The sequence below is a fragment of the Arthrobacter sp. 05L428 genome (assembly GCF_056397665.1).
In genome coordinates, this window is record NZ_JBFTNW010000001.1 from 1,212,795 (window position 1) to 1,227,473 (window position 14,679).

The 14,679-nt window shown below is 67.8% G+C and carries 14 protein-coding genes; 13 read left to right on the forward strand and 1 reads right to left on the reverse strand.

What is annotated here, in order from left to right; genetic code table 11:
• Positions 1-128: 128 nt before the first annotated feature.
• Positions 129-692 (forward strand): elongation factor P, encoded by a 564-nt coding sequence (efp, locus tag AC1DH3_RS05650; protein WP_018773146.1) that lies wholly within the window; start codon positions 129-131, stop codon positions 690-692.
• Positions 692-1,102: a transcription antitermination factor NusB gene (nusB, locus tag AC1DH3_RS05655; RefSeq protein WP_441417711.1), complete on the forward strand. Its 411-nt coding sequence runs from the start codon at positions 692-694 to the stop codon at positions 1,100-1,102. Before efp ends, nusB begins: the two co-directional genes overlap by 1 nt.
• 95 nt (positions 1,103-1,197) lie before the next feature.
• On the opposite strand, the gene AC1DH3_RS05660 is transcribed toward nusB, so the two are convergent.
• Positions 1,198-2,487 carry a PrsW family intramembrane metalloprotease gene (locus tag AC1DH3_RS05660; protein WP_476908791.1) on the reverse strand — a complete coding sequence of 430 codons (1,290 nt, stop codon included), beginning with the start codon at positions 2,485-2,487 and terminating at the stop codon, positions 1,198-1,200.
• Positions 2,488-2,655: 168 nt separating this feature from the next.
• Between AC1DH3_RS05660 and pyrR the strand changes: the two genes are divergently transcribed.
• From pyrR to AC1DH3_RS05715, 11 genes are all read left to right on the forward strand, one after another.
• Positions 2,656-3,255 (forward strand): bifunctional pyr operon transcriptional regulator/uracil phosphoribosyltransferase PyrR, encoded by a 600-nt coding sequence (gene pyrR, locus AC1DH3_RS05665; protein ID WP_441417713.1) that lies wholly within the window; start codon positions 2,656-2,658, stop codon positions 3,253-3,255.
• Complete coding sequence (locus AC1DH3_RS05670; protein WP_476892473.1) at positions 3,252-4,259, forward strand: aspartate carbamoyltransferase catalytic subunit; 1,008 nt, start codon at positions 3,252-3,254, stop codon at positions 4,257-4,259. The genes pyrR and AC1DH3_RS05670 overlap by 4 nt, the downstream gene beginning before the upstream one ends.
• A complete protein-coding gene (locus AC1DH3_RS05675) occupies positions 4,259-5,632 on the forward strand; it encodes a dihydroorotase (RefSeq protein WP_476908792.1) in 1,374 nt (457 codons plus the stop codon). The genes AC1DH3_RS05670 and AC1DH3_RS05675 overlap by 1 nt, the downstream gene beginning before the upstream one ends.
• Entirely contained in the window at positions 5,632-6,150 is a 519-nt protein-coding gene (locus AC1DH3_RS05680) for a PH-like domain-containing protein (protein ID WP_441417716.1), read from the forward strand. Before AC1DH3_RS05675 ends, AC1DH3_RS05680 begins: the two co-directional genes overlap by 1 nt.
• 97 nt (positions 6,151-6,247) lie before the next feature.
• Positions 6,248-7,486: a glutamine-hydrolyzing carbamoyl-phosphate synthase small subunit gene (carA, locus tag AC1DH3_RS05685; RefSeq protein ID WP_441417717.1), complete on the forward strand. Its 1,239-nt coding sequence runs from the start codon at positions 6,248-6,250 to the stop codon at positions 7,484-7,486.
• Positions 7,486-10,812, forward strand: coding sequence for a carbamoyl-phosphate synthase large subunit (gene carB / locus AC1DH3_RS05690; RefSeq protein ID WP_441417718.1), 3,327 nt, complete (start codon positions 7,486-7,488; stop codon positions 10,810-10,812). The genes carA and carB overlap by 1 nt, the downstream gene beginning before the upstream one ends.
• On the forward strand, positions 10,805-11,686 hold the full coding sequence (gene pyrF / locus AC1DH3_RS05695) for an orotidine-5'-phosphate decarboxylase (protein WP_476908793.1): 882 nt from the start codon (positions 10,805-10,807) through the stop codon (positions 11,684-11,686). The genes carB and pyrF overlap by 8 nt, the downstream gene beginning before the upstream one ends.
• 398 nt (positions 11,687-12,084) lie before the next feature.
• Entirely contained in the window at positions 12,085-12,402 is a 318-nt protein-coding gene (mihF, locus tag AC1DH3_RS05700; protein WP_441417720.1) for an integration host factor, actinobacterial type, read from the forward strand.
• A gap of 39 nt (positions 12,403-12,441) precedes the next feature.
• A complete protein-coding gene (gene gmk, locus AC1DH3_RS05705; protein WP_441417721.1) occupies positions 12,442-13,014 on the forward strand; it encodes a guanylate kinase in 573 nt (190 codons plus the stop codon).
• A gap of 39 nt (positions 13,015-13,053) precedes the next feature.
• Positions 13,054-13,317, forward strand: coding sequence for a DNA-directed RNA polymerase subunit omega (gene rpoZ / locus AC1DH3_RS05710; protein ID WP_138769242.1), 264 nt, complete (start codon positions 13,054-13,056; stop codon positions 13,315-13,317).
• A 26-nt stretch (positions 13,318-13,343) separates the two neighbouring features.
• Entirely contained in the window at positions 13,344-14,624 is a 1,281-nt protein-coding gene (locus tag AC1DH3_RS05715) for a bifunctional phosphopantothenoylcysteine decarboxylase/phosphopantothenate synthase (protein WP_476908794.1), read from the forward strand.
• The last annotated feature ends 55 nt before the right edge of the window (positions 14,625-14,679 follow it).

Genomic DNA, 14,679 nt, shown 5'->3' on the forward strand with positions numbered 1-14,679 from the left:
CACCGGCAAAACCGGTAGAATGGTTTTTGGATTTTTGATAAATACGCGCTGGCGGGCCGGATCGGCATGCCTGCCTGGCATAAGCGGCTGGCGGCTAGAACCAGTCAACAAAGAAACCTGAGGATACTGTGGCAACCACTAACGACATCAAGAACGGAACCGTGCTGAAGCTTGAGGGCCAGCTTTGGAACATCATCGAGTTCCAGCACGTCAAGCCCGGCAAGGGCGGCGCTTTCGTCCGCACCAAGATGCGCAACGTGATGTCCGGCAAGGTCGTCGACAAGACCTTCAACGCCGGGCTCAAGATCGAGACCGCCACGGTTGACCGCCGCGACTACCAGTACCTGTACCAGGACGGGGCCGACTTCGTGTTCATGGACACCTCGGACTTCGACCAGCTCACCGTGTCCGCCGCTACCGTCGGCGACGCCACCAACTTCATGCTCGAGAACCAGATGGTCAACATCGCCATCCACGAGGGCAACCCGCTTTACATCGAACTGCCGCCGAGCGTCGTGCTGGAAATCACCTACACCGAGCCGGGCCTGCAGGGCGACCGCTCCTCGGCCGGCACCAAGCCCGCGACCCTCGAGACCGGCTACGAGATCCAGGTGCCGCTGTTCGTCGAGAACAACACCAAGGTCAAGGTCGACACCCGCGACGGCAGCTACCTTGGCCGGGTCAACGACTAGTGAGTGCACGCGGTAAGGCCCGTAACCGGGCCCTGGATGTTCTCTTCGAGGCGGAGCAGCGCTCCGTCTCCGCATTCGATGTGCTGCGTTCCCGTCGTGAACAGACGGATCAGATCATCAACCCCTACACCCTGGAAATCGTTGAGGGGGTCGTGTCCCACCAGGCCGCGATCGACGAATTCCTCGAAACCTACTCGCAGGGCTGGTCGCTGGAGCGGATGCCCTCGGTTGACCGCATCATTCTGCGGATCGGGACCTGGGAACTGCTCTACAACGACGACGTTCCCGACGGCGTCGCCGTGAGCGAGGCCGTGGCGCTGGCCAAGACGCTCTCCACGGACGAGTCGCCGTCGTTTATCAACGGCCTGCTGGGCCGCCTGCAGCAGCTGAAGCCCTCGCTGCTGGCCTGATGGCCGTTCCATAAAGGGCCGGTGCCCGCCCCACGGCGGACACCGGCCCTTGGCGTATCCCGGCCCGCTTTCCCTCTAGGCTTGCCCTCCGGGGGTTAGCGCAGGACGGCGTCGCGCAAGGCCGGGATCTCGCCGAGCTGGTGCTGTTCGTCAAGCTGATGCGCCGCCACGTCCCGGCCGCTGAGGATCCGCTGCCGGATGATGGCCAGCCGGGTGGCGGCCTGCAGGAAAGCCTTCATCTGCGGGGCCCGGCCGATCGTCCTGGCCCAGCGCAGGGCCGAGCGGCGCCCGGCGGGAGTCGCCAGCATGGCCACCTCCTGGCCGGTGAACCAGCCGGCCGCCGCGTACTCCTGCAGCCGTTGGCGGGTCAGCCGGCGTTCCGCCACGCGCAGCAGCACCACGACCAGGACGGCGAGCAGGAAGATCGGCACCTGGACCAGGATGTACTGCGCCAGGAAATTCTGGCCCATTGAGTTCCAGCCGCTATGCAGCAACATGGCGGGGACCAGGCCCACCGGGAAGGCGAGCAGCGTCAGGCCGGAGTGCCAGCGCCGCGCCGCGAAGCCCAGGATAAGCCCGGTCGTGCCGGTGAAAATGGCATGCGCGAACGGGGACATCACGCCGCGCAGGAAGAACACGACCGCCAGGTCCGTGCCCGGAGTGCTGGACTCGGCGATGGCCCGGCCGAAGTACAGGATGTTCTCGGTGAAAGCGAAACCGCCGGCAACCGTGAACGCAAAGACGACGCCGTCGACCGGACCGTCGAATTGTTTGCGCGCGAAGAGCAGGAGCAGCAAGAGACCGAGTGACTTCGCGAATTCCTCCACCACCGGGGCCTGTACCGTGACGGCGAACGTCCGGTAGTCCAGCCCGGACGCGGGACCCGCGGCGAGCGAGAAGAACGGTTGGATCAGCATCGTCACGGCAATCGAAACGAGCGCGCCCCACGCGAACGCGAAGAACAGCAGCCGTTTCGGTTCGGGCTCCCAGCGGTCAATGTAGCGGACGGCCAGCAGGACCGAGCTGAGCGGCAGCAGCGACGCGATGAAGCCCACGACGAAGCCGCCCGGCCCGGTGTTCTCCAGCACGAACGGCAGCACCAGGAACAGGCTCACAAAGGCGAGAACCGCGCCGCCCAGCACGAGGGCCGCCATACCCGCAGAGGCCCGCGCACGGGGTGCCGCGGCGTAGGCTGCCGGCAGTACCGGATGGCGCTGCGCCGGAGCCTGCGCTGACGTCTGCGCCGGCAGCGGTGCCTGCCCGAAGCCCGGCGCCGGACGGTAGTTCTCCGGCTGGACCTGGCCCATCCAGCTTGGGTTCGCCTGCTGCGGCTGCCGGGTCGCTCCGGGCGGCTGCCGGGCGGGGGGAGGATCGAAGCTCGTCATGCCATGAGCCTAAGCCGCGCGCCGCCGGGCGGCCCAATACGGCCCGTGCCGGTGTGACGCACGCCGCCTGCTCCGGGGCCGGGAGGCGGCGGCCCGTGTGGTAATTTGAAAGAGCAAATGATCCTTTTTTAATTCCGTCCCGTGAGGCGGGGAAAGGGGAGACGAGCGTTGACTTCTGTTCCAGAAGCACCGGTTCCGGCCAAGGTCCAGCTCAGCAGGGTTGTCCTCAACCAGGCTGACATCGACCGTGCACTCACTCGTATCGCCCATGAAATTCTTGAGTCCAACAAGGGCTCCCAGGACCTGGTCCTGCTGGGCATCCCGCGGCGGGGCTATCCGCTCGCCGTCCGGCTCGCCGCCAAGATTGCCGCCGCCGATCCCAACGTGGACCCGGCCGCGATCGTGGGCCAGTTGGACGTCACCATGTTCCGCGACGACCTCTCGCACCAGCCGACCCGGCCCCCGTACCCCACCCAGTTGCCCCGCACCGGGATCGACAACAAGGTAGTGGTGCTGATCGACGACGTCCTCTACTCCGGCCGTACCATCCGCGCCGCGCTGGACGCGATCATCGACCTGGGCCGTCCCCGGATCGTCCGGCTGGCCGTCCTGATCGACCGCGGCCACCGGGAGCTGCCCATCCGCGCCGACCACGTCGGCAAGAACCTCCCCACCTCCTCCGCGGAGAAGGTCCGCGTCCGGCTGGAAGAAACCGACTCAACCGACGGCGAAGCCGTGAACGAAGTTGTTATCGAGGCCACCGCATGAAGCACCTGCTCTCCACCGAAGACCTCAGCTACGCCAACGCCATCCGCATCCTCGACACCGCCGAAGAGATGGCCGCGGTGGGGGAGCGCGAGGTCAAGAAGCTGCCGGCGCTGCGCGGCCGCACCGTGGTCAACCTTTTCTTCGAGGACTCCACCCGCACCCGCATCTCCTTCGAAGCAGCCGCCAAACGGCTCTCCGCGGACGTCATCAACTTCGCCGCGAAGGGTTCCTCCGTCTCCAAGGGCGAATCCCTCAAGGACACCGCCCAGACGCTCGCCGCCATGGGCGCCGACGCCGTCGTCATCCGGCACTGGGCCTCCGGTGCCCCGCACCGGCTGGCGGCGACCGACTGGATCGACGCCGCCGTCATCAACGCCGGCGACGGCACCCATGAGCACCCCACCCAGGCGCTGCTGGACGCCTTCACCATGCGCCGGCACTGGTCGCAGCTCGCCGGCAGCCCGTCCGCCGGCGCGGACCTGAAAGGCATGCGCGTCGCGATCGCCGGCGACGTGCTGCACTCCCGCGTGGCCCGTTCCAACGTCTGGCTGCTGCGCACCCTGGGGGCGGAAGTCACCCTCGTGGCCCCGCCCACGCTGCTGCCCATCGGCGTCGAAGAGTGGCCCTGCACGGTCAGCTACGACCTCGACGAGACCCTCGCCCGGGGCGTTGACGCGATGATGATGCTGCGCGTACAGGGCGAGCGGATGAACGCTTCGTTCTTCCCGACCACCCGCGAGTACTCACGGCGCTGGGGCTTCGACGACAACCGCCTCCGCGCCCTCGACAGCCTGGGCCTGAAGGACACGATCATCATGCACCCCGGTCCGATGAACCGCGGGCTGGAAATTTCCTCGGCCGCCGCCGACTCGCCCCGCTCCACCGTGCTGGCACAGGTGCGCAACGGCGTGTCGATCCGGATGGCCGCACTGTACCTGCTGCTCTCCGGGGACACCCGCGAACCAGCAACCTCCACCGCCGCCTATTCCAAGGAGAGCCACTGATGGCATCACAGCAACAGGACACAGGCAGCACCGGCGCCTACCTCATCCGGGGAGCCTCGATCCTCGGCGGGGCCGCTGAAGACCTGCTGATCCGCGACGGCGTCATCGCAGCCCGCGGCCTGGACCTCGACGCCGGGAACGCAACGGTCATCGATGCCGCCGGCCTCGTCGCCCTGCCCGGCATGGTGGACATCCACACCCACCTGCGCGAGCCCGGCCGCGAGGACGCCGAAACGGTCGAGACCGGCACCCGCGCCGCAGCCCTGGGCGGATACACCGCCGTGCACGCGATGGCCAACAGCACGCCGGTGGCGGACACCGCCGGTGTCGTCGAGCAGGTCCTCACCCTGGGCCGCACGGCCGGCTGGGTGGACGTCCGCCCGGTCGGTGCCGTCACCGTCGGCCTGGCCGGCGAGCAGCTCGCCGAGCTCGGCGCCATGGCCGACTCCCGCGCCCGGGTCCGGGTCTTTTCCGACGACGGCATCTGCGTCAGCGACCCCGTGCTGATGCGCCGTGCCCTCGAATACGTCAAGGCGTTCGACGGCGTCGTCGCCCAGCACGCGCAGGAGCCCCGCCTCACCGCGGGAGCGCAGATGAACGAGGGCGTCGTCTCCGCGGTCCTCGGCCTCACCGGCTGGCCCGCCGTCGCCGAGGAGAGCATCATCGCCCGCGACGTCCTGCTCGCCCAGCACGTCGGATCCCGGCTGCACGTCTGCCATGTCTCCACCGCGGGCTCGGTGGAAATCGTGCGCTGGGCCAAGTCACGCGGCATCAACGTCACTGCCGAGGTCACGCCGCACCACCTGTGGCTGACCGACGAGCTGGTCCGCAGCTACGACCCGGTCTACAAGGTCAACCCGCCGCTGCGCACCGACGAGGACGTCCAGGCCCTGCGCGCCGCCCTGGCGGACGGCACAATCGACGTCGTCGGCACCGACCACGCCCCGCACCCGAGCGAACACAAGGAATGCGAATGGGCGCAGGCCGCGATGGGCATGACCGGGCTGGAAACCGCCCTGTCGGTGGTACAGCACACCATGATCGAGACCGGGCTGATGACGTGGGCCGACTTCGCCCGCGTGACCTCCACCACGCCTGCCGCGATCGGCCGGCTGGAGGACCAGGGCCGGCCGCTGGAGACCGGTGAACCCGCCAACGTCATACTCGTGGACCCGGCTGCGCGCTGGACCGTGGACCCTTCTAAGATGGCAACCATGGGCCGTAACTCTCCGTTTGCCGGCCGGGAACTCCCGGGCAATGTGGTGGCCACCTTCTTCAAGGGTCATCCGACCGTCCTGGACGGGGAACTCAACACCCCGTACCGGTGGCTCCCCGACAGCACAGACGTCTCGGACACGGCGGTCCGCCCCTGATGGTCAAGGAACTCTCCCTGCTCTTCACGCTGGTCCTGATCGGCGTCGCGCTGGTCCTGATCTGGATCGGCTGGCGCAATCGGCTGCGACGCCAGGCCGACGTCGATCCGCTCCCGGCCGTTCCCGCCGAGCTGGGCGGAACGCTGGCAGCCGCCGAGGGCCAGTACGTCGCCTCCACCACCGCCGGCGACTGGCTGGACCGGATCGCCGTCCACCAGTTGGGCCTGCGCACCAACGCCGAACTCAGCGTCCACCCCGAAGGCGTGTTGTTCGACCGCTCCGGCGCCGCCCCCGTGTTCATCCCGGCCGCCAGCCTCACCGGCGTCCGGCAGGAAAGCGGCATGGCCGGGAAGTTCGTCGAAAAGGACGGTCTTCTGGTGCTCAGCTGGATGCTCGGCGCCAAGGAGCTGGACACCGGCTTCCGCACCCGACGGGCCGAGGACAAGGCCCTGCTCCTGTCCACCCTCCAAGATTTGATCTCCGCAGCCCCTCAGGCAGAAGCCGATAGTGGAAAGTAACGACGTGACAGACTCCCACGCAGTGTCAGAGACAGCAGTGTCAGAAGCAGCAGTGTCAGGAACAGAAGTGTCAGCAACAGAAGTGATTGAAGAAACAGTGACAGCAAACGACTCTGCACCCGCTGCAGCAGCCTCCACGCCCGCCGTGCTCGTGCTCGAAGACGGCCGGATCTTCCGCGGCCGCAGCTACGGTGCCACCGGCACCGCGTTGGGCGAGGCGGTCTTCGCGACCGGCATGACCGGCTACCAGGAAACCATCACCGACCCGTCCTACGCCCGCCAGCTGGTGGTGCAGACCGCGCCGCACATCGGCAACACCGGTGTGAACAAGGACGACGCCGAATCCCGCCGCATCTGGGTGGCCGGCTACATCGTCCGCGACGCCGCGCGCCGCGCGTCGAACTGGCGCTCGGAGCGCAGCCTCGACGAGGAACTCGTCGACCAGGGCATCGTGGGAATCCAGGGCGTCGACACCCGCGCCATCACCCGGCACCTGCGCGAACACAAGACCATGCGCGCCGGGATTTTCTCCGGCGAGGCCGCCGGCGCCACGGACAAGGAGCTGGTGGACACCGTGCTGGCCAGCGCGCCGATGGAAGGCTCCCGGCTGGCTGAGGAAGTCAGCGTCGACGAGGCGTACACCGTCGAGCCCGCCGACTGGGGCTGGGAGGGCGAGCCGCGGTTCAGCATCGCCGCGATCGACCTTGGCATCAAGCGCATGACCCCGATCCGCTTCGCCGAACGCGGCGTCCGGGTCCACGTCCTGCCGGCCACCGCCACGCTCGAAGACGTCAAAGCCGTCAACCCCGACGGCGTCTTCATGTCCAACGGCCCCGGCGACCCCGCCACCGCCGACAGCCAGGTAAACCTGCTGCGCTCCGTTCTGGACGCCAAGCTGCCCTACTTCGGCATCTGCTTCGGCAACCAGATCCTGGGCCGCGCCCTCGGCTTCGGCACCTACAAGCTCCGCTACGGCCACCGCGGCATCAACCAGCCCGTCATGGACCGCCGCACCGGCAAGGTCGAAATCACCTCGCAGAACCACGGCTTCGCCGTCGACGCCCCGCTCGAAGGCGCCACCCAGGCTCCGGAGGAGCGCTTCGGCCGCGTCGAGGTCAGCCACGTCAGCCTCAACGACGACGTCGTCGAGGGCCTGTACTGCCTCGACATTCCCGCCTTCTCGGTCCAGTACCACCCCGAGGCGGCTTCCGGCCCGCACGACGCCGCCTACCTCTTCGACCGCTTCATCGAGCTGATGGCGGACACCAAGAACGCCGACACCAAGACTGCCGACACCAAGACTGCCACCGACTCCAAGACTGAGGACAAGAAGTAATGCCCAAGAGAACTGACCTTAAGAGCGTCCTGGTCATCGGTTCCGGCCCGATCGTCATCGGCCAGGCGGCCGAATTCGACTACTCCGGCACCCAGGCACTGCGCGTCCTCAAGGAGGAAGGCCTGCGCGTCATCCTCGTCAACTCCAACCCGGCCACGATCATGACCGACCCGGAGTTCGCCGACGCCACGTACATCGAGCCGATCACGCCCGAGGTGGTCGAGAAGATCATCGCCAAGGAACGCCCGGACGCACTGCTGCCCACCCTGGGCGGCCAGACCGCACTGAACACGGCGATCGCCCTGGACAAGAACGGTGTGCTGGAGAAGTACAACGTCGAGCTGATCGGCGCCAACATCGCCGCGATCGAGCTCGGTGAGGACCGTGAGAAGTTCAAGGGCGTCGTGGAGCGCTGCGGCGCCGAATCCGCGCGCAGCCACATCATCCACAGCATGGACGAGGCCCTCACCGCGGCCCAGGACCTGGGCTACCCGATGGTGGTCCGGCCCTCCTTCACGATGGGCGGCCTCGGCTCCGGCCTGGCCTACAACGAGCAGGACCTGCGCCGGATCGTCGGCCAGGGCCTGCAGTACAGCCCCACGTCCGAGGTGCTGCTCGAAGAGAGCATCCTCGGGTGGAAGGAATACGAACTCGAGATGATGCGGGACAAGAACGACAACGTCGTAGTGGTCTGCTCCATCGAGAACTTCGACCCGGTGGGCGTGCACACCGGCGACTCCATCACCGTCGCCCCGGCGCTGACCCTGACGGACCGTGAGTACCAGCGGCTGCGCGACATCTCGATCGCCGTCATCCGCGAAGTCGGCGTCGACACCGGAGGCTGCAACATTCAGTTCGCCGTCGAGCCGGACACCGGCCGCGTCGTGGTGATCGAGATGAACCCCCGCGTCTCCCGCTCCTCGGCCCTGGCCTCCAAGGCCACCGGCTTCGCGATCGCCAAGATCGCCACCAAGCTCTCGCTCGGCTACACCCTGGACGAGATCCCGAACGACATCACGCAGAAGACGCCGGCCTCCTTCGAGCCGACCCTCGACTACGTTGTCGTCAAGGTCCCGCGCTTCGCCTTCGAGAAGTTCCCCGCCGCGGACTCCACGCTGACCACCACCATGAAGTCGGTGGGCGAGGCCATGGCCATGGGCCGGAACTTCACCGAGGCGCTGCAGAAGGCGCTGCGGTCCCTGGAACAGAAGGGCTCCCAGCTGGACTTCAGCCCGGTCCCGGAATGGGAAGTCCCGGAACTGATCGAGAAGGCCAAGCGCCCCAGCACCGAACGCCTGCACCAGGTCCAGCGCGCGCTGCTCGGCGGCGCCACCCTGGAACAGCTGTTCGAGGCCACCAAGATCGACCCTTGGTACCTGGACCAGCTCCAGCTGCTGAACGAGATCTCGCAGGAAATCCGCCACTCCACCGCCCTGACCCAGGAGATGCTGCAGCGCGCCAAGCGGCACGGCTTCTCCGACGCGCAGATCGGGGCCCTGACGCACAACTCCGAGGACGTCGTCCGCGGCGTCCGGCAGGCCCTCGGCATCCGCCCGGTCTATAAGACCGTGGACACCTGCGCCGCGGAGTTCGCCGCGTACACGCCGTACCACTACTCGTCCTACGACGAGGAGGACGAGGTGGCGCTGCACGCCAAGCCGTCCATCATCATCCTCGGCTCCGGGCCGAACCGGATCGGCCAGGGCATCGAGTTTGACTACTCCTGCGTGCATGCCTCGATGGCGCTGCGCAAGGCCGGTTACGAGACCGTGATGGTCAACTGCAACCCGGAGACTGTCTCCACCGACTACGACGTCTCCACCCGGCTCTACTTCGAACCGCTCACCCTCGAGGACGTCCTCGAGGTCATTGCAGCCGAAGAGCGGACCGGCGGTGTGATGGGCGTGTTCGTCCAGCTCGGCGGCCAGACCCCGCTCAAGCTCGCCCAGCAGCTCGCCGACGCCGGCGTGCCGATCCTCGGCACTTCCCCGGAGGCCATCGACCTGGCCGAGCACCGCGGCGCCTTCTCCCGGGTGCTTGATGAGGCCGGGCTGATCTCCCCGAAGAACGGCACCGCCGTCTCCTTCGAGGACGCCAAGAAGATCGCCGACGAGATCGGCTACCCGGTCCTGGTCCGCCCGTCCTACGTGCTCGGCGGCCGCGGCATGGAGATCGTCTACGACGAAGCGAACCTCTCCCGCTACATCGCCAACGCCACCGAAATCACCCCGGACCACCCGGTGCTGATTGACCGCTTCCTCGAGGACGCCGTCGAGATCGACGTCGACGCCCTCTACGACGGGAAGGACATGTACCTCGGCGGCATCATGGAACACATCGAGGAAGCTGGAATCCACTCCGGCGACTCCGCCTGCGTGCTGCCCCCGATCACCCTGGGCAACAACGTGATCGACCGGGTCCGGACCGCCACACGGGCCATCGCCGAAGGCGTCGGCGTCCGCGGCCTGATCAACATCCAGTTCGCCCTCGCCTCCGACGTGCTCTACGTGCTCGAGGCCAACCCGCGCGCCTCCCGCACCGTGCCCTTCGTCTCCAAGGCGACGGGTGTGCAAATGGCCAAGGCGGCAGCACTGATCGGCACCGGCGTCACCATCAACCAGCTCCGCACTGCCTACAAAATGCTGCCGGAATCCGGCGACGGCTCCACGCTTCCGCTGGACGCCCCGGTGGCGGTCAAGGAAGCGGTGCTGCCGTTCAGCCGCTTCCGCACCCTTGAGGGCAAGGTGGTGGACTCCCTGCTTGGCCCGGAAATGCGCTCCACCGGCGAGGTCATGGGCATCGACAAGCACTTCGACACGGCCTTCGCCAAGAGCCAGGCCGCGGCCAACAACGCGCTGCCCACCGAGGGCAAGGTCTTCGTCTCGGTCGCCAACCGGGACAAGCGCGCCGTCATCATGGCCGTCAAGCGCCTCTCCGACCTCGGCTTCGAGATCGTCTCCACCGGCGGCACCGCCGACGTGCTGCGGCGCAACGGCCTGCAGGCCACCACGGTCCGCAAGGTCGCCGAGGGCTCCAGCGCCGAGGGGGAAGGCACCATCGCGGACCTGATCATCGCCGGGGAAATCGACATGGTCTTCAACACCCCGTCCGGCGGCGAAGCCCGCGGCGACGGCTACGAAATCCGTGCCGCGGCCACTTCGATCGGCATCCCGTGCATCACCACGGTGGCCGAGTTCAACGCCGCCGTCCAGGCCATCGAGGCGATGCGGACCTACGAGTGGTCCGTTACCAGCCTGCAGGAGCACGCCGCGGCCCTGGCTGCTTCCCAGGAGCGGGTCGCGCAGGAAGCGAAAGCGCATGCCTGAGGCTGCCACAGCTGAGACGTCCGGCCGGGAGTCCTTTGGCTCCCGGCTCGGCCGGGCCATGGCGGAGCGCGGCCCGCTCTGCGTGGGCATCGACCCGCATCCGGCGCTGTTGCAGCGCTGGGGCCTGAACGACGACGTCGCCGGGCTGGAGCGCTTCTCGCTCACAGTGCTCGAGGCCGTGGCCCCGCTCGCTGCCGCCGTGAAACCGCAGGTGGCGCTGTATGAACGCCACGGCTCGGCCGGGATGGCTGTGCTGGAACGAACCCTGGCAGGGTGCGCGGAGGCGGGCGTGCTCAGCATCGCCGACGCCAAGCGCGGCGACATCGGCTCCACCATGGCCGCCTACGCCGACGCCTGGCTGCGGGACGGCTCGGCCCTGGCCGCGGACTCGGTGACGTTGAGCCCCTACCTCGGCTTCGAATCGCTCCGGCCGGCGCTTGACCTCGCGGCGGAGTCCGGGCGCGGCGTCTTCGTCCTGGCGCTGACGTCCAACCCGGAGGGCGCCTCCGTGCAGCATGTCGGTGGCGCGGACTCGGTGGCGCGGCGGATTGCCCGGGCCGCCGCCGCGGAGAACCGGCGGTACGGTGTTGAGCTGGGCGACGGGAAACTGGGCTCCGTCGGACTCGTCGTGGGCGCGACCGTTGGCTCCGCGCTGGCGGACCTTGACCTGGACCTGTCGGCGGTACGCGGCCCGATCCTGGCGCCGGGGCTGGGCGCGCAGGGGGCCACGGCCGCCGATCTGCGGAGCACCTTCGGCAGCGCTTACGGTCAGGTGCTTGGCACCTCAAGCCGGGACATCCTCGGCGCCGGGCCGCAGCCTGCAGGGCTCCGGGACGCCGCGCAGCGCACGCTCGACGAACTCCGCGCAGCCTAGGCCTTCCCGGCTCGGCGGAAAACCGCCCGCGGGGCCGGCCCCGGGTTTGCTGCGTCGGTTGGTCACAGAAGGCCGCTGTGGACGAGGCATTGCGGCCATCTGTGGCAACCGAGGCGCCTGCCGTCCCGCCAGCCTGTCCGCCAGGCCCCGCAGCCACATCTCCGGCGTGCTGGGCCCGGGCTGAACCCCACGTCCGCCGCCTGGCTCCAATGGCGTCGGCCGCAGGTTTAGCGCCGGACGCGATCCATTGCTTTCCGGCGACTTCAGACTGTAAGTTCAGGACAAGTCCGCGGTACCGGCCGGGGCGCTGTCTGCGGCCCGTCCCACGGTCACGTCTGACCAGGACGTTTGCGTGGGCCGTTTGCGTGGGCCCGGCTGACAATGCAGGGAGGACCTCAGTGAGCTTGCGACCCCTCACGCCGCAGGAGCGTGCCGACGCCCTGCACAAGGCCGCCGCGGCCAGGCTGGCCCGGGCGGCCGCGAAGGAGCGGCTGAAGTCGGGGGAACTGTCGATCGCGGAACTGCTCAGCGCGGGGGAGACGGACGAAGCGATCGCCCGGATGCGGGTCGTGGAGCTGCTGGAAGCGCTGCCGGGAATCGGGCGCGTACGGGCCGCGGCGATCATGGACCGGTTCGGCATCGCAGCCTCCCGGCGGGTTCGTGGCCTGGGAATCCACCAGCGCCGGGCGCTGGTAGATTTTATAGACGAGAAATAGCTTGGCCCGCCGAGCTTCCACCACCGCCCAAAGGAATACGTGAGCAAGAAACCCGGACTGACAGTCCTCGCCGGTCCGACGGCTGTCGGCAAAGGCACCGTGTCCACCTATATTCGGGACAACTATCCCGAGGTCTGGCTTTCAGTGTCGGCAACCACCCGCCCGCCGCGGCCCGGTGAGATCGATGGTGTGCATTACTACTTCAAGTCCAAGGAAGAGTTTGATGCCCTCATCGCGGCAGGGGAACTCCTGGAGTGGGCTGTGGTGCACGGACAAAATACTTACGGCACCCTCAAGAGCACTGTAGACGCGGCGATTGCTGAGGGTCGCTCGGTGCTTTTGGAGATTGACCTGCAGGGCGCACGCCAGGTGAAGCAGGCCGTCCCGGACGCGCAATTCGTCTTCCTCGCCCCGCCAAGCTGGGAAGAATTGGTGCGCCGCCTGGTGGGCCGCGGCACTGAATCCGCCGAGGAACAGCAGCGACGGCTGGAAACCGGTAAAGTAGAACTAGCCGCTGAACCGGAGTTCGATCACACAGTCATCAATGATGACGTACGTCGGGCAGCGGATGAGCTTGTTTCACTCATGGGGCTAACGCCGCACCCGCACTAACCGCAGGGTCGGATTGGCCCGTTAGAATTTGGAGAATTCGTGTCCACGAACCTTGAAGGCATCATCAACCCGCCGATCGACGAGCTGCTGAAGGCTGCCGATTCGAAGTACGGACTGGTGATTTTCGGTGCCAAGCGCGCCCGGCAGATCAACGCCTACTACGCCCAGCTGCACGAGGGCCTGTTCGAGTACGTCGGCCCGCTGGTCGACACCAAGCTGAACGAAAAGTCGCTTTCCATCGCCCTGCGCGAAATCAACGAAGGCAAGCTCGTTTCCACGCCGATCGAAGCCGCCGCAGAGTAATATCTCTGCTGCCTGACGGAGGTCACGTGCGCATAGTCCTCGGAGTCGGGGGAGGGATTGCCGCCTACAAGGTGGCGTCGCTCCTCCGGCTTTTTACTGAAGCCGGCCATGACGTTACCGTCATTCCCACCGAGGCCGCCACCCGGTTCGTCGGCGTGGCCACCTGGGAGGCCCTCTCCGGGCACCCGGTGAGCAACAGCGTCTTCGACGAGGTGCACACCGTCAACCATGTCCGGCTCGGCCACGAGGCTGAGCTGATCGTGGTGGCACCGGCCACGGCGGACCTGCTGGCCCGCGCCGCCACCGGCCAGGCCAACGACCTGCTGACCAACACGCTGCTGATGGCCGGCGGGCCGGTGCTGATGGCCCCGGCCATGCACACCGAAATGTGGCGGCACCCGGCTACCCAGGCCAACGTCGAAACCCTGCGCAGCCGTGGCATCACCGTGCTCGAACCCGCCACCGGCCGGCTGACCGGGGCGGATTCCGGCCCGGGCCGGCTGCCCGAACCCGAGGCAATTTTCGCTGCCGCGCTGGCCCTGGCCGGCGCTCCGGCCGTGCCCAACACCCCCGGCCTGTCGACGTCGGACGCGGCCCTTCCAGCCGCCGCAGCCAGGCCGCTGGCCGGACTCACTGTCACCATCAGCGCCGGCGGCACCCGCGAACCCCTGGACCCGGTCCGCTTCCTCGGCAACCGTTCCTCCGGCAAACAGGGCGTGGCGCTGGCCGTCGCCGCCCGCGAGGCCGGCGCCCGCGTTCGGCTGCTGGCAGCCCACATGGACGTCCCGGCCCCCGACGGCGTCGAGGTGGTGCAGGTTGAGACCGCACTGGAACTGCGCAAGGCGGCCCTGCACGCCGCCGCCGATTCCGACGTCGTCATCATGGCCGCCGCGGTGGCGGACTTCCGCCCGGCGGATGTCTCCGGAACCAAAATCAAGAAGCGCGACGACGTCGCCGATCCCGTGATTTCGCTGGTCCGCAACCCGGACATCCTCCGGGAACTCGTCGAGGTCCGCGATGCTGCTTCCCGCAACCAGCTGATCGTGGGTTTCGCTGCCGAAACCGGCGACGCCGACGGGGACGTCCTCGAATACGCGCAGGCCAAGTTGCGCCGCAAGGCCTGCGACCTGCTGGTGGTCAACCAGGTGGGCCAGAACCAGGTCTTTGGCCAGGACAGCAACGCCGTAGTCATCCTTTCGCGGTCCGGCTCCGAACCCCAAGAGGCGTCGGGTTCCAAATCCGACGTCGCGGCTGCCGTCATTGACCGCATCAGCGCCGAGCTAAGCCGGGTTGTCCCGCCCGCATAAGCGCTGGCGTAATCAAGGTCTCCTTAGCAGGGGGACACACGCCGCCGGACGTCCG